This window comes from aff. Roholtiella sp. LEGE 12411 (assembly GCF_015206995.1).
GTDB lineage: Bacteria > Cyanobacteriota > Cyanobacteriia > Cyanobacteriales > Nostocaceae > Komarekiella.
On sequence record NZ_JADEXR010000010.1, the window covers coordinates 33,703 to 56,811 of the forward strand.

16 protein-coding genes are annotated in these 23,109 nt (G+C 40.1%); 7 read left to right on the forward strand and 9 right to left on the reverse strand.

What is annotated here, in order from left to right:
* Positions 1–31: 31 nt before the first annotated feature.
* From crtD to IQ246_RS03930, 7 genes are all read right to left on the reverse strand, one after another.
* On the reverse strand, positions 32–1,546 hold the full coding sequence (gene crtD / locus IQ246_RS03900; protein ID WP_194000280.1) for a C-3',4' desaturase CrtD: 1,515 nt from the start codon (positions 1,544–1,546) through the stop codon (positions 32–34).
* Positions 1,547–1,599: 53 nt separating this feature from the next.
* Entirely contained in the window at positions 1,600–5,196 is a 3,597-nt protein-coding gene (locus tag IQ246_RS03905; protein ID WP_208491996.1) for a trifunctional glycosyltransferase/class I SAM-dependent methyltransferase/polysaccharide deacetylase, read from the reverse strand.
* Between the two features lie 169 nt (positions 5,197–5,365).
* Entirely contained in the window at positions 5,366–6,694 is a 1,329-nt protein-coding gene (locus IQ246_RS03910) for a glycosyltransferase family 2 protein (protein ID WP_194000282.1), read from the reverse strand.
* Positions 6,691–7,923, reverse strand: a complete 1,233-nt coding sequence (locus IQ246_RS03915) for a glycosyltransferase family 2 protein (RefSeq protein ID WP_194000284.1) — start codon at positions 7,921–7,923, stop codon at positions 6,691–6,693. The genes IQ246_RS03910 and IQ246_RS03915 overlap by 4 nt, the downstream gene beginning before the upstream one ends.
* An 18-nt stretch (positions 7,924–7,941) precedes the next feature.
* Positions 7,942–9,735, reverse strand: a complete 1,794-nt coding sequence (locus tag IQ246_RS03920; RefSeq protein ID WP_194000286.1) for an ABC transporter ATP-binding protein — start codon at positions 9,733–9,735, stop codon at positions 7,942–7,944.
* A gap of 21 nt (positions 9,736–9,756) precedes the next feature.
* Entirely contained in the window at positions 9,757–10,896 is a 1,140-nt protein-coding gene (locus tag IQ246_RS03925) for a glycosyltransferase family 2 protein (RefSeq protein WP_194000288.1), read from the reverse strand.
* A 734-nt stretch (positions 10,897–11,630) separates the two neighbouring features.
* Entirely contained in the window at positions 11,631–11,819 is a 189-nt protein-coding gene (locus IQ246_RS03930; RefSeq protein ID WP_194000290.1) for a hypothetical protein, read from the reverse strand.
* A gap of 281 nt (positions 11,820–12,100) precedes the next feature.
* Between IQ246_RS03930 and IQ246_RS03935 the strand changes: the two genes are divergently transcribed.
* Positions 12,101–13,384: a pitrilysin family protein gene (locus IQ246_RS03935; RefSeq protein ID WP_194000292.1), complete on the forward strand. Its 1,284-nt coding sequence runs from the start codon at positions 12,101–12,103 to the stop codon at positions 13,382–13,384.
* A 50-nt stretch (positions 13,385–13,434) separates the two neighbouring features.
* Positions 13,435–14,292, forward strand: coding sequence for a fructosamine kinase family protein (locus IQ246_RS03940; RefSeq protein ID WP_194000358.1), 858 nt, complete (start codon positions 13,435–13,437; stop codon positions 14,290–14,292).
* Between the two features lie 37 nt (positions 14,293–14,329).
* On the opposite strand, the gene IQ246_RS03945 is transcribed toward IQ246_RS03940, so the two are convergent.
* Both IQ246_RS03945 and IQ246_RS03950 read right to left on the reverse strand, forming a co-directional pair.
* The gene (locus IQ246_RS03945; RefSeq protein WP_194000294.1) at positions 14,330–14,623 is read right to left on the reverse strand and encodes a DUF2442 domain-containing protein; all 294 of its coding nucleotides are present in this window, start codon (positions 14,621–14,623) and stop codon (positions 14,330–14,332) included.
* Between the two features lie 73 nt (positions 14,624–14,696).
* Positions 14,697–15,563 carry a WYL domain-containing protein gene (locus IQ246_RS03950; protein WP_194000296.1) on the reverse strand — a complete coding sequence of 289 codons (867 nt, stop codon included), beginning with the start codon at positions 15,561–15,563 and terminating at the stop codon, positions 14,697–14,699.
* A 169-nt stretch (positions 15,564–15,732) separates the two neighbouring features.
* On the opposite strand from IQ246_RS03950, the gene IQ246_RS03955 reads away from it, so the two are divergent.
* The 5 genes from IQ246_RS03955 (at position 15,733) to cas10d (ending at position 23,103) form a co-directional block, all read left to right on the forward strand.
* The gene (locus tag IQ246_RS03955; protein WP_194000298.1) at positions 15,733–15,993 is read left to right on the forward strand and encodes a DUF433 domain-containing protein; all 261 of its coding nucleotides are present in this window, start codon (positions 15,733–15,735) and stop codon (positions 15,991–15,993) included.
* Positions 15,994–15,995: 2 nt separating this feature from the next.
* Positions 15,996–18,218, forward strand: a complete 2,223-nt coding sequence (gene cas3 / locus IQ246_RS03960) for a type I-D CRISPR-associated helicase Cas3' (protein ID WP_194000360.1) — start codon at positions 15,996–15,998, stop codon at positions 18,216–18,218.
* 128 nt (positions 18,219–18,346) lie between these two features.
* On the forward strand, positions 18,347–18,592 hold the full coding sequence (locus IQ246_RS03965; protein WP_194000300.1) for a hypothetical protein: 246 nt from the start codon (positions 18,347–18,349) through the stop codon (positions 18,590–18,592).
* A 12-nt stretch (positions 18,593–18,604) separates the two neighbouring features.
* Complete coding sequence (locus IQ246_RS03970) at positions 18,605–19,624, forward strand: YhcG family protein (protein ID WP_194000302.1); 1,020 nt, start codon at positions 18,605–18,607, stop codon at positions 19,622–19,624.
* 59 nt (positions 19,625–19,683) lie between these two features.
* Positions 19,684–23,103 (forward strand): type I-D CRISPR-associated protein Cas10d/Csc3, encoded by a 3,420-nt coding sequence (gene cas10d / locus IQ246_RS03975; RefSeq protein WP_194000304.1) that lies wholly within the window; start codon positions 19,684–19,686, stop codon positions 23,101–23,103.
* The last annotated feature ends 6 nt before the right edge of the window (positions 23,104–23,109 follow it).

Genomic DNA, 23,109 nt, shown 5'->3' on the forward strand with positions numbered 1-23,109 from the left:
CTTGTTCTGAATTTGTTAGTGCTATCCGATGCTACTTTAGCGCTTCAATTTGCCTGACTACTGTTAACGCTGAGTAACTTACCCCAGCAGTACCTTCGCCGGGATGGGTGGAGTCACCGACTAACCACAAATGATTAATGGGTGTACGATTAGCAAAACCAAAGGGGCCAAAGGTGGGTATCCTTTGACCAATGCCACCGACTATACCGCGATCGCGTGCTGTGTAATGGGAAAAAGTACGGGGTGTTGCGGCTTCTTGATGGATAATAGTTTCCGGTTTCAAATAGAAGTATTGAGCAAGGCGGGCGATCGCTTCGTCTGTATACTTTTGTTTGAGTAATGGATAGTTTTCAGTAAGCCACCAAGGTGCAGGATCGACAAATGAAGAAGCGATAATGGTCGCTTTTCCGTCTGGGGCACGACCATCTCCATGATGGCTAACGGAAACAAATAAGGAATTATTCTCGCCAATTGGGCCATTGGCATCATACATAAATTGTAGATGGGGAGGACACTCAGGCGGAATGGCACTGGCATCTACGCCTAAATAGACTACAAATGCTCCCGATGCTTGGGGTAGTTTTTCTACTCGGTGTTTATATCCTGATGGAGCTTGTTCTCCTAACAACTGCACCAGATTTTGCACGGCAACATTGGCAACTACATGGTCAGTAGCTTCTGTCCACACTTCGCCAGTTTTCTGATTTCTGATGACGACAGCGGTGGATTTACCATTTTCTACTTTGATTTGTTCCACTGTGTGGCGCATTAATAGTTTGCCACCATCTCTTTCTAAAGCTTCTACTAAGCGATCGCTTAATACCTGCATACTACCCTGGAGGTGAAACAATCCTTGGGGTAGTTGGGATACACTCAATGCCGTTGCGGCATAAAGTAAGGCTGTTTCCTCAGCGTTGACCTGGGAATACAGCTTGAGTTGCAAATCCAAAAACGTTCTCAGCCGTCTGTCATTTCCCAATCCACATAAGCGTAAAGCATCTCCTACAGTAAGCAAGGTAAATGGTACAGTAATTAATGTATTGGGACGCACTGCCTGAGTTAGCTGCCACAAGTCCCACAAGTTACGCGGTGGTAGCACCGGATCCCGTCCTTGAAATTCCCAGCTAGCTGCAAACAAAGTTGCCATCAACTGCCAAAAAGGTTCGCTACCGGGAAACTGCCTTTGTCTTTCCGCTTGCCATTTCTCTGAGTCACGCCAGATGTTGATTGGTGTCACCTCACCAGGCAAATACACTGCACAAGCAGGATCACAAGGTGTCGCTTCGGGTAAATCTATTGCCAATTCTGAGAAAATGCGGTGATGAATCCCTCCTGGTTCTAACCCCGCTACTTGAGTGGCTCCTACATCAAAGGTAAATCCCTGACGTTTAAATGTAGAAGCACAGCCTCCAGGTACGAGGGCTTGATCCAAAATTAAGACGCTGTAACCTCTATGAGCTAATAATGCTCCAGTTGTCAGCCCACCGATTCCTGCACCGATAACAATGACGCGGAGTTTACTTTTGTCAACAGAAAGACTGGACATTGACACTTAATTTTAAAATTCTTAATATTTCTACTCATAATTTTACATTATTCTTAAACGTTAAGCTTTGCTACAAACTCTTGCAAACCGTCATAACCAGTGATTTCGATGCGAGGTAGCGCTAACAGAGAATCATGGAAACGACTCAAACCAGGCTTACAGGAAAGACCAAAGACATAACCACAAGCACCGAGCAAATGCTGAACTACATCATCCTGATCGCCGTAGGGATATGCAAAAGCATTAGGTAAGCGATCCAATCCTTGTTGCAAAATTACGCGCGATCGCGCCCCCTCACTCACCATTTCCCTAGGTGAAAGTGCAGTTAGATGACGGTGAGTAACTGAATGAGATCCAAACTCAACACCTTCATCCTGAAGTTTGCGAATATCTGACCAGTCAAGTAACGCTATTTCCTCACCGTAGAAACTATCCCAGCGATTACTACCACCGATTTCATCGGCCACCAGGAAGACAGTAGCAGAAAAGCCATAGCGCTTCAGCAAGGGCCATGCATAATCTCTAAAATCTTGGTAGCCATCGTCAAAGGTAATCAAAATTGCTCGACCGGGAAGTGGAGTTTTGGTTGCCATTGCTATGCGCCACGCCTCTAATGTGATGCTGTAGAATCCGGCATCGCGTAAGTACCGCAGTTGCTCTGCAAATGCTTCAGGTGTTACCCGGTAGCGGGTAGTTGCACATATCTCATTGAGATGAACACGATGGTACATCAAGATTGGTAGGTGAGTGGTGACGGTTTGACCATTGTCATAGTGGTGGGGAGAACCGCCATTCCAGAGAACATCTGCCGCGACAAACGGTGGTGGTGGTGTAGGTTGGGGGAGTTTGATAATTTCTGGCTCTTTGGTGGGGGTATATTTATTCCTATCACCCGCTTGGAACAGTTGAATTCTGTAAAGGGGCGTCCATAGTTCTTTAATCAGTTGCAGGGGCTGAGTATTGGCAAATGTGTCACCAATGCCTTTTGCGCCAAAGGGGTGATCCCAGTTGTAGCCTGGTTGGTCAGGCTGATCAACTACAAGATTGGCGTGGGCTGTCAGAAAGTAGCCGCCTGGGTTGAGAGCATCTGCAATCTTACGAGCACAGGCTCGGAGTTCCTCCCAGCCGCCGACATAGTAGAGAACTTCGCTACAGATAATCAAATCAAAGCGACCAGGAATTAAATCTTTGGTTAAGTCGAGCTGATGGAAGTGGACGTTCTTTAGTTCAGTACATCGCTGGCCAGCTCTTTCCAGGGCTACTTGAGAGATATCAGCAGCGAGTAAGCTACCAACACGAGGAGCAAGTTGAACTGTAAAGTGTCCTTCTGCACAGGCTAGTTCTAACACCTGATCTAATTTAATCGGTGGTAGTAACTCCAGAGTCTGTTCATATTTTTTCTGTTCGTATGGGACAGTATATTTCCAAGGGTCAGCTTGTTGGGCAAAGAGAGTCTCGAAATGTTCTCTGAGGTTTAATGCTGACGACTGCTGTAGTGGAGATTTTAATGCAATTTGGTTTGATAAATTTGCTGTTGTGTCTGGGAACCAGATGAGTTCAGGGGCATAAACTAGACGTTCTGGCTGTTGCTCAACTCCAGGCACTTTTACCACGGATTCCCCAGTAACTAAGGCAGCTTTAATCAGGTCATTGGTTGCGTTTATGGGTAGCATTGCCCGCCTACAGACGCTTGTACCGATCGCACCTGGGTGGCGTGCGAGTACAACACCGCGATCAATACCATACGAGTTTTCAATTGAGAATACAGTCGGCTTGTTGACTAAGCGATCGCGGAGAGTTTGTCCTGTGATTGGTCTGCCCAACAATCCTTCCCGTACAGCCACAACGGCAAGCTCCAAACCGCTTTCTTTGGTGATGGCAGCACGCAATTTTTGAGCGCTAACTCTGTTACCATTAACTTCTACAGATATAATTCCTAACGGTACTTTCCCCACTGTGGGCATCACTAAAAGTTCTGGAGTGCTGACTAATATATTGGGTAAATCCTCACTCACCTCAACTGTCAGTCTGCCTTGTACTGCATATTGCTGGGAAGAAATGAAAGTTTTAACTGTTGACTTCCACCCACCTTCAAAAAGTAAGTTCTGGAATCTTTCCTTGAGTATTTTTAAAATAGCTTTTTTGCCTAATTTTAGACTATAGAAAAAACCTCCTGGATAGGATGGTAGCCCCCAGAGTTCTTGTAAGAAAACTGTCCAGCCGATGCGATCGTGTGCTATTGCCCACAGTGCCTGTCTTTCTTCGGGAAGCCCATCTGCAAGACATACAGAACCTCGCCAAACAGACGCGCCTGCCAAACTTTGCTTGACGGTGAGTGTGCGGTAGACTGTCTGTTTGAAGAAATGTCCCAGAATTTCCCAAGCAAACTTGGCAGCGATCGCATCCTGTAAGACGTAGCCAGAAAAACCATCAAAAATTGGCAGCGTAATGTTCCCCAATGGTTTGCCTTCAATTTCGATAGCACAATGCAAACGCTCCACTGTTGATGGAACAACAATATCTGGAATGGGTTCGGTCACTTCTACACGAACTGCATAGGTAGATCCGAGTGTCAAGGGTCGCGGTGCAGTGGAATGGTCTAAAATTAGATTCTCCAGTCTCTGAAAGACACGACGAGTCAATGTTGGAGTCATGGACTGTGCTTCCAATGCCGTTAAGAATTCCTGAATCTGTCCTTGCAGATCTGGCCATAAATCATCCCAGGCGGAGAGCGGGCGACAACTAGGTAAGAGTGGTGCTTTGAAGATATATTCTGCTAAAAGTTCTGGGTTGAGTCCTGGGAAACACTCCTGCGACACAGCCCTGAGCAAAGTTAGGGGATTACCACCGTGACCTAATGTTAAACCAGCATTCCAACATACATAATCGAGTTTCGCACCCGCAAGCTCTGCTACTGGCATACCGTTGGCATAAGCAGGAGCGGGATTTGGCACGCGTGGATCGAGTGAATGCCCGGTTGTAATCACCCGCAGCCCGTCACAGAGGAGTTGCATCACGTCCATAGAAGCTGAATGCGATCGCATTCGATAGCGGGCAAAGGTATGGGAAATTGCTCCAAAGCGAGCACCAGTCCGCGCAATTCGCTGCCACAGATCCCAATCTTCACAAGTACGCAGCGAGGTATCAAAACCTCCAAGATTGACTACAGTTGAACGGCGCACAAGGCATGTGTGAATGACAAACACGCAATTACGAGCAAATGCATTAAATATTTTAGTTGGTTGACCGCGAAACTCTTCGTAAAAGAGTGCGCCATCTACTGTAATCCTTGCCCAACCGCTATAAACAAGGTCTAAACTGGGGTTACAGGTTAGAGCATCTGTCAAACATTCTAGGTGCTGAGGCAATATCCAATCGTCAGCATCCAAAAACAGTAGCCAATCGTTTTTAGCCTCAGCTATGCCAGTATTTCTCGCAATACATACCCCTGTTTGAGGCTGACTGATGACGCGAATACGGGAGTCTTTTTCTGCAAACTCAGTAGCAATTTGCAACGTATCGTCGCTTGAATCATTGTCAATTACGATCGCTTCCCAATTAGTAAAAGTCTGAGCGCCAAGAGATTGTAGTGACTCGGCGATTGTTTCTTTCGCGTTGTAAGCGGGTATGATTACAGATACTTTTATCATAAATTTTAGTAGTCATTTTCTCAAATTGAGGCAGGAGGGGAGGTCACTAAGCTTGTCGAAGTGTTGAATCCTCTTATAATTTCAGGACTTACGCAAGTGTCATATTTTTAACGCCAGAGGTTGTCCAGAGTCAAAGGTCAAAAGTCCAAAAAACCTTGATTCTTGACCCTTAATTCTTGACTCTTATACCAGAAGCCTTGTGTGCCAGTTGCGTAAGTCCTAAATTTTTCAGTCGCGTCTGTTGCCTATTTTGAAAGTAATAAATTACTCCTGAAAAACAGCCAGAAATTTCGGCAAATAGTGTGCTATATCTCAACTTAAAACCTTTAACCAGCCCTTTTAAAACTAATTTTCCATACCACTTAGGTAGAGATAGTAACAGGTGACGTAAGTTACCCCAATGTTTGTACTTTTCAAATTGAATTAAAAGCGCTGCTACATGACCGCGCATATAGTAATACATCTGATTTTTCAAACTTTCTAAAGTGCGACGGTGGTAGTGATAAACAACAGCAGATGGCTCATAGCGACAAGTTCCGCCTGCTGCCAGAATTCGATACCAAAATTCTGAATCTCCACTACAGCCAGCCGCTCCGACGTCTAGCCGCTCGTCAAAATCACCTACTAACTCAAAAACATGGCTGCGAAAAGCCATGTTAGCGCCTGCACCAATATGCCAAACAGGTACACCCCAAGGGTTGAGTTGCTCAAAATACTCAGTATCAAAAGTTAGGGGACAATATCCTCGATTAAAACCCCAGAATGTTTCAAAAAGAAATTGTGCTTCTGTTTCAATTTCTGCTGCCAAAACCAAACCAGTCATAGCCATTACCTGCGGTTCGCTAAAGCTTTGCTGTAGGCGAACAATCCAATCGGGATGAACAATTACATCATCATCTGTGAAAGCGATAATTTCACTTGTACTATGGCGAATGCCTGTATTGCGAGCAATATCTAAACCAGGACGAGGCTCTAACACATACTTGATATTTGGTAGCTGGCTAACCAGAAGCCGAGTTTGATCAGAGCTTGGAGCATTATCGATCACCAAGATTTCCTGTGGGGGTTTAGATAAATTTTGGAGCGATTGCAAACATCTTGCTAATTGTTCTGGGCGATCGCGTGTACAAATAACTACGGAAACAGAGGTATCATTTACAAGCTGAAAGCATTCGGAGAGTTTTGCTAAAGGCTGCGTTAATGCTACTAACTCTTGAAAATCAGCTATATTAATCAGGCTCAAATCTGGTGTGAAAGCTTGAAATCCTGGGCGGATTTTGCGCGCGCCAACTGCTGGAGTAATTGTTTTAATTGCTAAATGTGTAAGTTGAGCAGCAGTCATCGGTAACTGATTGACAGCAATTACCTGATGTCCAAGAGGAATTCTATGCCACCAAAAAATGATGTAGAGTCGCTCATACCCAGGATAATCTGGGAGTGTGGGAATTTCTTGACTCAATTCCACTGACAATACTTTCCAAGAATTAAAGTTTGTCATGAATATTGACTCCTAATTTTTTCAATTCGCCGTGTAGAGCGAGAATATTCTCCACAAAGTCCAACAACACCTCCCCAAAGTTCCGTCAAAATCAAATCTGGAGGCACATTGTGCCTTCTTAAAAGACTCTTAAGCAACTGGCGTGATTGATCTTGAAACCACCACTTAACTAACCGCAACCACCTACGACGTTGAGGAGGATCTGTTTGATAGGCTTTGACTACAAAAGCCATTAAGCTTAAACCCCAAGTCCAATACTGGTGACGCAGCTTTGCATATTCCCGACGATGCTGATGAAAAACCAGATATCGAGGTTCATAAACTAATGTATGACCCGCTCGAATGACTTGATAAAAAATGTCATGATCACCACCTCCAGGTAAGGGCGCACCTGTATCTAGAGCCTCATCAAAACCACCAATTTTAAATAAAATCTCCCGACAAAAAGCCATGTTGCATCCAACCCCAAACACACCTGTGCCGCAAGGGTACAAATCAAGATAATCATCAGGGGAGACTTGACCATAACGTATCTTCTGAAAACCACGGCGAAAACCACCCCTACGTTCAAACAGAACTTGCGCCTCTGTACTTAACTCGTATGGTAAGATTAGTCCCGTAAACGCCGCAGCATCGGGATTTTCTGCCCATGCTTCCATAAGTCCCTTCAGCCACTGTCGGTCTACAACAACGTCATCATCTATAAAAGCCAAAATTTCTGATGTTGCTTTGTGTAGAGCTAGATTGCGAGCAAAATTCAATCCTGGTTTGGGTTCTCGAACATAACGCACATCTGGAAATGAGAGGACTAATTCTTGGGTGCGTTCATCAGTAGGAGCATTATCAATTACTAAAATTTCAAAGCGGGGGGAATCTCCTGAGTCAGGTTTTTGCAGCTTGAGCAAAGATTTCAAACATCTAGCTAAATTATCTGGGCGGTCTTTAGTACAAATAGCAACCGTTAGTGAGGGAAATTGAGCCAGATTAGCAGCAGGAAAAATTAATTCTTCCTGTATGCTCTGTTGAATTAGCTGAAGACCTACTTCTTTTGCAATCCATTGAGCTAAGTAATCGGGAGTAAGGACACTTTTTGCTGGTAGTGCTTTCAGCAAAAAACCAATGGGCTGATCTTTGCGTCGCAGGATCAGAGCAATACCTGTGTCATTTTTTGGGAGCGAAATACTGGGTAAAGGTTGTGTGAGTTCGATTTCAGTGACGGTATAAGACATCAAATTTATTTGATTTTTTCAGATTTTGGCATTACGGTGTTGCAAGTTATAAAGCTTGGCAAACAATCCATTCAGTGTCAAAAGATGTTCGAGATTACCCTGTTCTATAACCTGTCCTTCATTAAGCACAATAATTTGATCGGCTTGCTCAATGGTAGACAGACGATGGGCAATAACAATCACTGTACGATTTTGACTAAGAGTGTTAAGAGCTTCTTGGATTAAGTGTTCAGAAATACTATCGAGAGCGTTAGTAGCTTCATCTAAAATCAGAATTTGGGGATTGCGAACAATAGCACGAGCTAGAGCAATTCGCTGTCTTTGCCCTCCTGAAAGACGAATACCGCGATCGCCAACTTTGGTATCATAACTCTGGGGCAGTTGCTGAATAAAATCATGGGCATTCGCAAGTTTTGCTGCGGCGATAATTTCGTTTTTTGTCGCATCTAAACGACCATAAGCAATATTCTCTAACACTGTTGTACTAAACATATAAATATCCTGACTAACAATAGCAATTTTATTACGCCAATCAGTTAAATTGAGTTCTCGCAAAGGATAGCTATCTGTATAAATTTCCCCTGTCGTCACTTCATAAAAACGGCATATCAAGCCGATAATGGTAGATTTACCTGCACCCGAAGGGCCTACTATAGCAGTAGTTTTTCCCGCAGGAATACTAATGGAAACGTTCTTAATAACAGCTTCCTCTAGAGGATTGTATAGGAAGCTAACAGATTTAAAGTAGATGCCTTGCTCTAAACTTTTGAAGTGAATATTGCCAGAACGAATATAAGGTTTATCTGAGTAGTCTAAAAATGATATTACATCCTGTACAGCACTTGTTAAACTAACTAAATTGACACGAATTCCATCTAAATGCTGTACTTTGGGCTGTAAACGATAAAGAATAAGTATAAAACTTAGATAATTAGGTAGAGATGCATGGTTTTGAAGTAGTGCAATTACTAAAATAGATACTAATACAAATCCAGATAAAACTTCAGATATAGGATTTACTATTCCAGATATAATATCTAGTTTGAAAAAAGTATTAACTACATTTTTGGATGCTGTATCAAAGCGCCTTTGTTCATAATTCTCACGCCTAAAGGCTCGAATCTCTTTCATACCTGCTAACCCTTCCCACATCCGGTTAGTCAGAGTGGAATTAGCCTCTACTGCTTCTTCTCCTAGATTTTTTACTTGGCGAGTAACTAATTGAATCACAAAGGAAATTAGTACCATTAATACGGCAACTAATAAAGTTATTTGCCAGGATATTAGTAATAATAAACTCACATAAATAGCAATTGTAGATATAGTGATGATCAGGCTAATCCAATTAGATAAAGCCTCAGTAGTTTGCCAGGTTTCACTTGCTAAGATATTTATCAACTTACCTGAGTCATTATTTTCAATAAAACTATAACTGACACTCAAAAGTTGTTTAAAAACTCCTGAGCGTAATCTATGACCAATGCGCGAGCTTAACCAACCAAATAGAATAGCATTTCCAAAAATCAAGCAGTTTTTCAAAAAAATACTGCCCAAAATGCATGAAGAAATTATTAAGAGACGATTATTAGTTGAGATATTTATAAATATTCTATTGAGTAAGCTTAACAGAAAATTGCTATTTTCTGTTGGAGATTTTGTCTCAATAAAACTTTGTAGCAGTGGAATAAATAAGCTAATTCCCAATCCTTCAAAAATAGATGACAATATCCCTAAAATGATAATTATAAAAATTATCCTAGGATAGAGTTTCAGCAGAGGCAGTAGCTGTTTAAATACTTGAGCCTCTCTCATAATTTTTTCTATTTAATTTCCTTAATTTCGACTAGAAGATATACGACATAATTGTACAATATCTAACCACCTTTGCCATCTAGTTTTGCCATATTTATCCCACTTATTTTGATTTACTTGCTGTATACTTCTCACTGTAATAACTCGATTCTTAATTAATCTATGTAATAATATTTTCCTTGTATTTAACAGCAATGGATTAGCTTTGTCAGACAAAATAAAACTGATTAATGGATTAAATATAATTTTCAGAATACATTTAGTAATTCTTTTGTAAATCCATTGTTCTTTTAACAGAACAAAGTCTAATTTAATTGATTTATATAGGAAGAATAAAGTACTCCAATTATCTGCACAAGCTGTACTTTTATTTGATAAATAAATATAAAATGAACTAGCAGATAAGCTATACACATAACTAGGAATTTCTGGATGTCTTTTTAGGAAAGATGCCATACACAGATTATAAGATTTTGCCATTGACTTATAGTCGCTAGACATACTTCTACTTATCTGACGATAACCAACCAAGAAATCTCGTACAACGCGGAACTGATAACATTCGGCAATCCGCAGATAAAGTTCCCAATCTTCGCAACCTTGAGCATTATGCTCTTTAAATTTGCGGGTATAACCACCAAGTTTTTCAAAACAAACTCGGCGAATTAAGGGTGAGCTAGCATTGCCTATAAAGTTGGTGTATACCAAAGCTGTATAAACATTCCCTTCTAAACTTTTAAAATCTAAATTCTCCTCATTATCGTAACTTGAAATAACTACATCGTTTTCATCAATGTTTAGTGACCAAGCATAAACTAATCCTACAGATTTTTCTGATTCAACCATGCATTGCACTTGTTTTTCTATTTTTTGGGAATACCAAATATCATCTGCATCAATTGGTGCAATATATTCACCCTTAGAATTTTCAACTGCTAAATTGCGAGCGGCAGCAACCCCAGCATTGGGCTGTTTCAAGAGAATGACACGACTATCTTGTTGAGCAAAAGATTCGACAATTTCACCAGTTCTATCCTGGGAGCCATCATCAACAACTAAAACTTCAATATTTTGGTAAGTTTGGGTCAAAATAGAATTCAATGTCCTACCAATAAAAGCCTCTGCGTTATAGGCAGGTACAATAGCTGAAACTAATGGCATGTTAATGAAATGCAACCTGATGTAAATATTGCTTGGAGGTTAAACGATTCAATAAATAAAAAAAGATGACTAGCGACTATTTTTTTATAGTCATTACTCTTAGCCTAAAGTTTAGATAATCCAAATACTGAGTAAAACATTATTAAACAAATGTTTTACTCAATTACAAAGACTATTACAGCAAGACGGAAATAGACCACCCATTTTAGATGTCTAAAACCTTTGCAAGATGTAATTCATAATTACGTTTGCGTAGCTAGGTATACCCCATTACGCATTACGAATTACGCGCGGCGGTACTAGTTGGTTAGTAATGCCACGTAAACTTTATAGTATTTACTATTAGCTTTAATACAACATACTAATAACATACTCAAAGCGATAGGAATTTTAAAGATTTGATGAATTAAATAGTCAAAAAATATAGCTATTTGATTGCCAATAATCAGCAAGTAAGCCAATAAGCATAAATAACCGTATATCTTTTTATAATTCTCAAGAACCATTTTTACTTATAAACCAGGGATTTTACTCTAAAAAGCAAATATTTTTTAGTTATGTTTATTTGTGCCCATCATTTAATAAATATATTTTGTGTGCTTTACAAACACGCACAAATGAGGGCTTTAAGAGGTGAAACTTGCAGAAGCATTAATAGGACTTACGCAACTGGCACACAAGGCTTCTGGTATAAGAGTCAAGGGTCAAGAGTCAAGAGTCAAGAGTGAATGGCACTAAGAAAAGCCCAAAGGCTTGTGTCGTCTCGTTCCCAGCCTGGGGGCTGGGAATGTGTTTAAAGAGGCTCTGCCTGTTGTCAAGCTAGTGGAGGCGGAGCCTCCCAGAATGGGTTCCCAGCCCCCAGGCTGGGAACCAGTCAGAGCAAGGGCTGTATCTTTTCTTAGTGCCATTCGGTCAAGAGTCAAGGGTCAAGGGTCAAGGGTCAAGGGTCAAGGTTTTTTGGACTTTTGACCTTTGACTCTGGACAACCTCTGGCGTTAAAAATATGACACTTGCGTAAGTCCTGATTAAGTTAGCGATCGCCTATCTTGACACTCTTTGATCTGAAGCCACGGAGATTATTTAATCTCAGATATGACTTGCTTGAGCAAGTTTTCACCAACAGAAGTACGATTATGTGATATGGGTGCTTATTTGAAGTCGTAGTTAAGATAAAGGAGTAAAAAAATCTCACTCACCACGAGCAATGACCTCAACCCTACTGAAATTTCCTAGTCTCAATGCTCCAAAGCTACAGCAGTTGCCTAATGGTTTGACAATTATAGTGGAGCAGATGCCAGTTGAAGCTGTTAACCTCAGCTTGTGGGTTAAAGCTGGCTCGGCTGTAGAATCTGATTCTATTAACGGCATGGCTCACTTTTTAGAGCACATGATTTTTAAGGGAACCGAACGACTGGCTAGCGGCGAGTTTGAATGTCGAATTGAAGAACGGGGTGCTGTCACCAATGCCGCTACTAGCCAGGATTATACTCATTACTATATAACCACTGCTCCTAAAGATTTTGCCGAACTGGCTCCACTACAAATAGATGTAGTATTTAATCCCAGTATTCCTGATGATGCTTTTGAACGTGAGCGATTGGTAGTTTTAGAAGAAATTAGACGTTCAGACGATAATCCCCGCCGTCGCACGTTTCGACGGGCAATGGAGACAGCGTTTGATTTGTTACCATATCGCCGTCCAGTATTGGGGCCAGAAGCAGTGATTACTCAACTTCAACCCCAGCAAATGCGAGATTTTCACGCTAGTTGGTATCAACCCCAATCAATTACTGCTGTGGCTGTGGGGAATTTACCCGAAGAAGAATTAATTGAAATTGTGACTGAAGGACTTCAAAAGACAAATGTAGAGACGCGTCATAGCGCGTCTCTACAAGAAGCCAGGATTAATCCTGAACCTGCGTTCACAGAAATTGTCCGTCAGGAATTTATCGATGAAAGTCTCCAACAAGCAAGGTTAGTTATGGTTTGGAGGGTTCCAGGTTTGACTCAACTAGATCAAACTTATGGGCTGGATGTTTTGGCAGGAATTTTGGGACAGGGACGAACATCAAGACTGGTAAGAGATTTGCGAGAAGAACAAGGATTAGTGTCTTCCATCGCTGTGAGCAATATGAGTAATCTGCTGCAAGGGACGTTTTATATTTCGGCTAAGTGTGCAGTGGAAAATTTACAAGCTGTGGAAGATGCGATCGCCCAACACATCCGCTCTTTGCAAACAGAGTTGGTTACAGAATCAGAAATTGCCCGTGTGCGGCGGCGAGCAGCTAACAGGTTTATTTTTGGTAATGAAACACCAAGCGATCGCGCTGGCTTATATGGTTACTATCAGTCTATGGTGGGAGATTTAGAACCAGCGTTTAACTACCCAGCTAGTATTCAAGCTCAGAATGCTCCGGAATTGTTATTTGCAGCTAACCAGTATCTGGCTCCAGATGCTTATGGTGTAGTTGTTCTCAAGCCGTTTTAGTAGTCAACAATAATTGACTGTTGGGCACATGACAAATGACAAATGACATGATGTGGACTGAAATTGACGCCCATATTGGCCAGGCTACTGGCAAAAAATTTCAGAGTCAGCAGCGGCGATCAGTTAGTGGTGGGTGTATTAACCAAGGCTATGCTGTCTCGAATGGGAAGCTAAACTACTTTGTCAAGCTCAACCAAGCATCCCAAGTTGCCATGTTTGAGGCTGAAGCGCTGGGTTTGGAAGATATGTTAGCAACAGCTAGTATTCGTATCCCCAAACCAGTTTGCTGGGGGATAGCTGGTAATTCTAGCTACATTGTGTTGGAATGGTTGGAACTTGATGGTAACAGCAATTCTGGCGAAGAGATGGGGCGCAAATTGGCGGCGATGCATAAAACCAGCAGTAGCCAAGGTTTTGGTTGGAAAATTAACAATACTATCGGTTCCACACCCCAAATCAATACTTGGACAGCAGACTGGGCGGAATTTTATACCAAGCATCGACTCTCGTATCAATTTCAGTTAGCAAGGCGACGGGGGGGGAATTTTCCTCAACAAGAAAAGCTACTAGCAGCTATTCCAGAATTATTGGCACACCAAGTGCAGCCATCCTTGGTACATGGCGATTTATGGGGCGGAAATGCTGGATGTACTGTAACGGGAGAACCAGTGATTTTTGATCCTGCAACTTATTTTGGCGATCGCGAAGTTGATATCGCCATGACAGAATTATTTGGTGGTTTTTCAGCAGCTTTTTACAAAGGTTATAACGCAGTTTTTCCTTTAGATGCAGGCTATGAGAAGAGAAAAACGCTCTACAACCTGTATCACATTTTGAATCACTTCAATTTATTTGGCGGTGGTTATGCTTCCCAAGCGAATCGGATGATTGACCAGATTTTACGGTGAATCATTGTTAGTTTTTGTACCCCTGCAATTAGTCAAATCAATCAGCAGAATTAGTTGAAACAGCACTAAGCCGATATTCTGGAATTAGCTGTTCTGTAATCATAGAATAAATAACATCTGGGTCAAGGTCGGCTCCTGAATCCCATTGAATTGTTCCATATTCAAAGTTTACTTCGACTGTGGCAAAGTATTCTTTATCTTGCAAAGGAGCAAACACACCTGTAAATTGAACTATCTTACTAATATCAATAACTCCTTCTACATCATCCTCAAAACGGATGTACAGTTGATAGTTTTGTCTCGGTTCAACTGCAATAATATCTTTAAGCATGATTTACTCCAATGGGGAAATTTTATTTAAAGTGATGATAATTCCAAAAAAACGGCTAATTTCTGGCATTCTCTCACTCCCTGGTTTCAATATCGTACAACTGGCAGAGGGTGAGGAGTTTTTGCTTGAGGCGATCGCGCACATTTTCAGGTAATATCACTACACAATCTGGCGCATACTGCATCACTTCCCGCATAAACCAAAATGTACTAGATACTCGCCTAACAACTCGTCGGACTCGCGCTTTATCTGGTAGCCACTCATTAATATTGTCTTCTTGTTTAGCTTGATAGGCAAAAGCCAAGCCAGCAAATAGATGCATTTCCACTTCTATCTGGGCCAAATTAGTACGCCACTCACCAGAAATTGGCATGACAGCAGCTTCAGTAATCCTGTCTAATCGTAAACTCCAGTTGTGAACCAGTTCTGGTATATCAAAGTTTCCTTCTATCTCTTCGCACCAGCAATCAAGATATTGCCGCTTTTCGTGGGGTGTAACTTTGGCATAGCGAACGGTAAAATTAAATACACGCTCTGCTGCATCTTGATAGGAAAGCTGAAAGGGTTGTTCGCGCAAGATATAGCGGTCTATTTCTAAGCGCCAAGATGGGGGCAAATTCTCTAATAAACGTTCGATTTCGCCCCGCAGTGGTAATGATAGTTCGCTGCGTTCGAGAAGTAAGTTTGCAATGATTTGGGCTTGTTCAATTTGCCCGATGTCTGTCAACGCATTGATACATCTGTGTAATGCCCTGATGCGTGGTTCTTTCCAATCGTTATTGTTACCAATGAGTAACTTACGTTGAGCGATCGCTTCTATCAGTTTAGAGATATTCGGGCGATCGCCCCACATCATACCGAATTCTAAGGCGATCGCTTCTAGCTCGGCTTTATCACGTTCTGATATCGACAGTGTAATAGATTGACCTTTTCGACTCATTAAAAGTGTCCGTGTACTTTATGCTTGCATTCTCTTGCCAACTTCTATTTTGCGTGCGAATATAGTTTTTAACAACTAGTTACGGACACTATTTAAGTGTAAGTCCGAATATACAATTAGGAGAAAAGGAATCATTAAGAAGAATTACAACAAATTTGGAGAAGCTTCAATGACTAAGAACGATTTACTATCTCGAATTTCCATTGATCCAAATATTTGTTTCGGTAAACCTTGTATTAAAGGTCATCGTATTTGGGTTTCTCTAATTCTTGACCTTCTTGCAAGTGGAGAAAAAATAGAGACAATTTTGGAAGAATATCCCGGTTTGGAAAGAGAAGATATTCTGGCTTGTATTGCATACGCTGCGGAGATGACAAGAGATAGCTATGTAGAAATTCCTTTAGGATTGCAAAAAGAATCAAAAAAGTGAATATTAACGAAGCATACAAAATTACTCTCAAGCCTGTTTATTCTCAAACCGTCTCCACACCTGACGGGGTGAAATTACCTAAAGATTGGTTGCTTTCTTGGCATCAAGCAGAAACTTTGAAGGCGTTGCGCGATCCAAATATTGATGTCGTGTTCAACACTGCGATGACTGGTGATGGTAAAAGCCTTGCCGGATATCTGGATATTTTGCAAAGACACTCTCCAGTTTTAGGGCTATATCCCACAAACGAACTCGCTAGAGATCAAGAAAAGCAAATTAAAGGATATATTGAGCAATTTCAGCCTGAACATAAACCGCGTGTTAATAGATTAAGTGGACAAGAATTAGAAATTTATGCTGAAGAAGAAAATTTGAAAAAAGGCGCAGCCTTAGAAACTCGCACTGCACAATCGGATATTTTACTTACCAATCTTGATATTTTTCACTACCTACATTATGGTGCATATTTATTTTCCAAAGATAGTCCTGATAAGCTTTGGAATCGAATCGATAAGAGGTTTAATCTCATTATTTTTGATGAGTTCCACGTATTCCAAGCACCACAAATCGCCAGTGTAATCAACACAATGCTATTGATTCGTCACACCAACAGGCGTAAAAAGTTTTTATTTCTTTCTGCTACACCAAATCCGCAATTAATTGAGAGACTTAAATTAGTAGGTTTTCGCTGTCACCCCGTCAACCCAATAGAAGAAAAAGACACCAAGTATCAATTTCCTGATACCATTGCTGAGTCTCAGCAGCTAGAAACCCAAGGTTGGCGAAAAGTTACGTGGGAAATATCATTGCAATTTATCGATTTAAAATCTACATCCAAAGCGTCTGAAACTTGGTTAAAAAATAATTCAGAATTGATTTTAAGCCATTTGCAAAAGCATCCAGGTAGCAAAGGTGCAATTATTCTTAACTCCATTGCTGCTGTGAAGCGGTTAACTGATTTTTTCAAAATTTTTCTCCAGCCGTATAATTTCACAGTTGAAGAAAACACTGGTTTATCTGGTAAAAAAACTAAAGAAGAATCCTTTGATGCTGACTTAGTTTTAGGAAATAGCACTATTGATGTGGGTATTGATTTCAAAATCAATTTATTGTTTTTTGAATCAGCAGACGCGGGTAATTTTATCCAGCGTTTAGGCAGACTGGGACGACATGATGGTTATGAACGTGACGGACAGCAGATTGATTTTACTAACTTTACTGCTTATGCACTTGTCCCTGAATTTTTGGTGAAAAGGCTTTTTGAAAAAGATGAGAAGGATAAAGCACCACTATTGAAGTCAGGCGAAGTTTATGAACGTCCATTTTTTCATGATCAAATTAGGGATAAATACCGCAAAATTAATGATTTTACAGGCTATTACTTTAAATGGGGTGTTGTTCAATCTATGCGACTGGTTCGACAGTTGGGACATCCTAATATTAAACAGCAATATGCAGCAGGTAGTCAGGAAGCACTAAAGAAAGATTGTGAGATAGTTTTCAGCACAGACAAAAGAAAAGCCAGTCTTAAAGCAGCGTTTGTCCGTAGCAAAGAATGGGAAGAAAAATGGCACAAACTTTCAGGAACAGATAAGGGAAATCCTATTTTAGAGGAGGCTGTGAGTTTTCGGGGTAAGAGTCCTTTACTGTGTGGAATTTACGACACTACAGAGAAAAATGAGGCTGATAAGTTCAAAACCTACGATTTACCAGGAATTCTCAGCAACTTGGAAATTGAACCGATGAAGGGAACAGAATTTGAACGACTGCGACAAGCGACAGCAGAACACACAGATACAGCTATTCCCAAAGGCAGATTTAAAGGCTGTTTAGGATTTATGAAATTACTTCGCTATCGAGAAGAAAGACTAGATTGGAAATTTACTTATCCTGGGGACTTGAAACCCTTTGCTGATACTTGGGATGTGCAGGTGTTGTTAGGTATTCAGGTTTGGCAACCTGCAAACTATTGGATTAGTGAAATTAACAAGCAATTGAAGAAACAGGCATTAGTTAGTTATCTGCTGCCTTTTCCCTTAAAGAGAGTACGTCAGCAAGGAAGATTACCAATGCACTTTCAGATTTACCCAATTAGTGACCAATATAGTGTTTTAGATAATACACCACCATACTGTATTGCCTTCGGGCAGTCTGCACTATTGCTAGATACCTTGACACATTGGTTTAAGAGTAAAGGGGATGAAATATGGATAACACCATGTTGAGATCCCTAATAGGGATTAAACTGCCTTTTTCGCAGTGTAGAGTCAGCATCAGTGAATGATGAATCTGTGTTTCAATCCCTTATAAGGGATTATTATAATACCCTACAAGTAAACCAGGAAAAGCTTAGATGCAAAGCCAAAACTCTGACCCCTTAGACCAACTCCGTTATGTCATCAATGATCTGATTGATCGCATTAAAGCGCAGCAACAGCACAATCTTATTCAAGATAATCGACTCTCAGTCCACGACAATCGAATTCAAGAAAATGAGGAATCAATCGAATTTTTATTCAGAAAAGTTAGTCAATTTGAGTATCTAATTGGCAGAAATCAGGAACTAGAACAGAACAAGGACTTTGACTTGCGAGATTGAAATATTGTCATTATGAGTAATTCCATCTCTGACGATTACAGAAATCTACTTATGGAAGTACAACAACGGATTCGTTCAGCCCAGTACGAAGCATTAAAGACAGTTAATCGGGAAATGATTAACCTGTATTGGGATATTGGGCAGATGATTGTTATCAAACAACAGGATGCTAGTTGGGGTAAATCAGTAGTAGAACAGCTAGCAAAAGACTTACAAACAGAGTTTCCTGGTATCAGTGGGTTTTCTGCCAGAAATATCTGGAATATGCGGAACTTTTACGTCACATATAGCCAAAATGAAAAACTGCAACCAATGGTTGCAGAAATTGGATGGACTCACAATTTGGTCATTTTAGAAAAATGCAAAGATGACTTAGAACGAGAATTTTACATTAGAATGACTCGGAAATTTGGCTGGACAAAAAACGTTTTAATTCACCAAATTGAAAATCAAACTTATGAAAAAACTCTGCTTAATCAAACTAATTTTGATCAAAGTATTTCAGCAGAGATCCGTAACCAATTAAAGCTAGCAGTTAAAGATGAATATACTTTTGATTTTTTGGAATTAGCAGATGAACATAGCGAACGACAGCTAGAAGAGTCTATTTTGACTAAAGTTCAACCGTTCTTACAAGAAATGGGTGGAATATTTGCCTTTATTGGTAGCCAATATCGTTTAGAAGTTGATGATGAAGAATATTTTATAGATATCCTATTATATCATCGCCGTTTAAAGTGTTTGGTGGCAATAGAACTAAAAATTGGTAAGTTTTTACCTGAATATGTTGGCAAAATGCAGTTTTATTTAGCTGTTTTAGATAACACGGTAAAGCTACCAGAAGAAAATCCTTCTATTGGCATTATTCTTTGTAAATCCAAACAGAGAACTATTGTTGAATATGCACTAAAGGAATCTAATAAACCAATTGGTGTTGCAACTTACCAAATAGTTTCTAAAGTACCACAAGAATTAAAAAATCAACTTCCAGATCCAGAACAAGTTGCTAGATTGCTAGAAGGATTTGAATGAATATTGATAATTATTCATAATGCTGGATAACTCAAATTTAATTTTATTGAGTAAAGAAAATGGCTAAAAAAAGTAAAAAATCAGATGAATATCAACAACTATCACTTTTAGAAGCAGAAACAGAAAATGATTCAACCTCTGAACTATCAGATGATGATTGGATGTCTGGAGATGATTCTGACTTTCAAGAAACATCTAATCTAAAAGTCGAAACACAATCAGCAGAACTCTTAACCCTCAAGTTACTGCAAGATGCAATTAAATCAGAAAATAACAATGATTTAATTATGCAGGAATTTAGTGATTACGTTTTACCCAATCTTTTACGGGTAGCAGTTGGAGTTACAGCTAAAGGTGGAAAATTTTTTGATTATCTCGATCAAAAGAGAGAAAAGGAGATAGAGAATTTCCACAAAAATAATTTAGGAAAAAGTCACAAAATAAAAGAGCCGAAAAAACTTGATCGAAGAAATGCAGGTGATCAATCTTTAAATACTCATTTACTCAATGGTTTACTACCAGCTAATTTAATAGAACGTTGTCTAAATAAACTTGATACCACTGCAAAAAGGGTAATTCAAAAACAAGAAAGGCGCTTATTAATTGCTGGGTTTATTTTACATGATTTTGAAAAGTTTGATTATCGGCTATTTCCTAAAATGCCAGATAATTATAAAGAAATTAGCCAAGATAAAGAACAAGACATTCGCAAGTTATCTGTAGATGCCCACCGCGAAATTATAGATGTTATGGTCTGTGAATTAGGTCTTGATAAATTTGTTAGTCCTGATGAACCAACAGCATGGCAAGAATATCGAGATGATTTGTTATTTATTGCCTACAATGCCCAGCGTCGGAATGATACAAACCTCAATCTTTCTGAGTATGGTTTACAGCCAATAATTGATGATTATATCCTCATATGTCTTGCTGATTTAACTTGTTTAGCTGATTTACTTTCCTCAGTTATTAAACATCCTCAAGACGCAGAACATCAGACATTAAATGGAATTCTCCACAGCCTCAGTGATGGGCAATTAAAATTTACCTATCACAGCATTGCTGAAAACCGGGGCGTATTAACTAATGTAGTTAATAATGCTTTGATGGAAGCACATACTAGCCTCAACACTGAGGAGCAAGCCTACTATGAAATACTGCTTTACCTACCTACAGGAGTAATTTATTTAGCTCGAAAAGATGCTCCACAAATTAGTCGAAAAGGATTAGATGATCGCGTTATTTACACCATAAAAAAACTCTGCGCTAATCAACTTCAACTCCGAAAAGTTGGATTCAGTCGGGGAAATATTGGGATGAAATATGCTGACTACTACAATCTCTTCCTCGACATCAAAGGCTTAATGCAATTTACCGTTGATGCAGTACCGAGTAAAGTAAAAACCAGCAAGGCAGCAGATAAAGCTACTAATTTGGCTCAATTCCAGCGTAAAGGTATTTTAGCGAAGAATATCGAAATAGATTTTGCAGAAGATATTCGTATAGATCATTTGGCAGAACTAGGAGCTTTAATAACTGGAAAGTTTTGGAAAGAGTATCTGGAGAGAGTTAAAGCCCTAATTAAAAACAACAAAGAACTCCCTCCAATTCCAACTATTAATCTTACAGAGATAGCTATTGATTTTCTTGATTTATCTGAGTATAAATCTGAAATTATTGCGCTTCAGCAACTTAAAGATACTGGAGGCATCGCGTATGACTGGTATTATATTGCAACGCAATACCTTAAACGTAATCCAGGACAAGAAGACGTTCGTGAGATTTGTCAAAGTCTGGTTAATCAATGGATAAAAATTATTGAACCAATTATTAATCAGTACACTCTACCTGATGAATGGAAAGATTTAAGGGATTGGTGCGATCGCGTGATTATGCTTCCGACTGAAACGCAACAAAAATCAGCTACCGATCAAGCGGAAATCTTTTTTAAAGAGTTGTCAAACTACAATGCTGCGAAAAAAGCAGGGCGAGGGAAACAATTAATCTGCTCAATTTCTCATTCTGCTTACACGGTTACTGAGCAAATGGAATCAGCAGTTTTATTTACGCCACAAGTTTATACCAATAAGCAAATGTTAAGAGGTGCTAACGCTAAACGCAATATTTCCAGTATTGCAGGTGTGGAGATCATGCTCAGGCAAATATTGATGAATCAAACTCAAGCTGTAGGTAAGCGATTTGAAGATGGAAAATATCGCTATCTCTATTTTTATCCTACTTATTACTTTACTCCAGAGACTAATAAGTTTTTGCAGAAAGCTTACAATGGTATTGCTCAAACTCGCTTTGATACCAGCGTTCGCAATCATTTTATTAGTAAAGATTTACAGGCAGATTTGGGGCGCGATCGCTATCAAAGTGTAGATAGTTTCTTAATAGATGAAAACCTCCAGCGTGACAAGGATCGCACCTTTAAGCTTTCCTATCCTGAAGACCAGCCTTTAACATTTTACTTCATGGCACTCCCGCCAGGAAGAGACAGCAGCGATACAGAATCTTGGGTAATGCCAACTTGGTTAGCATTTGCTTTCCCGATGATTTTAGATGTTAAAACTGTAGTTTCAGAGTCGCCGATTCCACCCTTTAATGATGGGGCTGAATTTGAGGAAAGCGTTTTCCTTGATAGTGCGCCTCATGCTTTCCGTGCTTTAGTAAGGCGCGATCGCTTCCGTCTTGACTACATCCTCGAAGGCTGGAATGAAAACGGCATCCAATACCCAGCACCTTTAAATGTACTTACCGCCGCTTACGCCATTCATTTAGATGTGAATGCTAGGCAAGGTAAGTCTGGTTACGATGCCAACTGGGGGAGATTTACAGAACTGGCAAAAGATTTTGAAACCAGTCCACTGTACGTCTTTTCTTATCTCAATCGCTGGGTACGTAACCAGGGATCGGAAACAGCACGAATTGAAAAAATCCGGCTTTATGCCTATCATTTTTATCCTTGTTTTGACCCCTATGTGAAATATGACACTAATATGGAGCAATTAATTGTGGGAGAACAATCTAGTTTGAATCATCCTAAGAAATTAACAGATTTATACCGCAGATTTTACCGAGCTAATAAACGTTATAATCCCAAGTCTAATGCTGTGTTGAAACCAGTTGATATTGCAGCTGAAACTATACTCAAAGCTGAGTCAAGTGTGTTTCAGGGAGAAACATTAGTTGCGGCTGTTGCAGCAGAAGTTTTTAAACTCATGGATCGCGTTCATTCTTCTACTGCTGAAGGACGCTGGATTATGAGCAAACGAGAGGAAGAACGGCAAGCTGTTCTCGATTTTGCCAAGTATTTTGTAGTGGAGGTATTTGATAACTCATTTGCGGGCGATCGCGCTCGTTTAGCAGGCCGTCAACTCAACTTAATTCGAGACACCTGTGAATTTCTTTATCGTCTTGAAGATGATAAAGAGAATGCAGGAAAATCTAAAGTTGAAAATGATGAAAATGAATAATCAAAT